This window comes from Pseudomonas putida, from assembly GCF_028682395.1.
In the GTDB taxonomy this organism is placed as follows: Bacteria; Pseudomonadota; Gammaproteobacteria; order Pseudomonadales; family Pseudomonadaceae; genus Aquipseudomonas; species Aquipseudomonas putida_AB.
On record NZ_JANHLC010000034.1, the window covers coordinates 1 to 649 of the forward strand.

The 649-nt window shown below is 56.2% G+C and carries 1 protein-coding gene; it reads right to left on the reverse strand.

The genetic code is table 11. The features are described from left to right. Window positions 1-649, reverse strand: a 649-nt coding sequence (locus NPS46_RS25110) for a flagellin hook IN motif-containing protein (protein WP_274112044.1), incomplete at both ends; no start/stop codon positions are given.

Here is a 649-nt window from a genome sequence, read left to right on the forward strand (position 1 = left end):
GGTGTCGCCCTTCTTGAACTTCACATCCACGCCATTGAGGATCACCGACGTATCGGTGGTCAACTTGGCCTGCGAGCTGCCGGCGGTCAGACCCAGTTTGGCTAGTGCGCCAGCGCCTTCAGGGGAAGGACCGTTGTCCAGCTTGATCGCCTTGCCATCCACGGAACTGAGCATCAGACGACCTTTGTCTTCGACTGCTGTCACGCCAGTGGTGGCTTTTTGATCGTTAATGGCTTTCAGCACTTTCGCCATATCATCACCCTTCGCCGCCTTGACGGAGGTGCCATTGATGCTGATTTCCAGAGGAGCAGTCAAACCTGTCGTTTTAACCGCCGGGACCGCCGCTGAATTAGTGCCATTGGCCTTACCCTGCACAGAGAACGCGGTGTCAGAACTCAGCACCAGCTCAGCCGCATCCTTCGAAGCCGTTACACCCGTTGTTGCGGTGTGCTTGTTAATCTCAACAATCGCCTCATCCAAGGTGGCCTTGTCTTTGAGGGTAATGTCAGTGCCAGCAATGGACATTTTGACACTGTCCGCATCAGCCCCCACATCAGGCGCAGCGTAATTCCCCTTATGGCTATACGACTCTTTCACTGCACTGGCCGGCGAGCCAGTCACCGTCGCCGCCAGCTTACTGGTCTCGCCT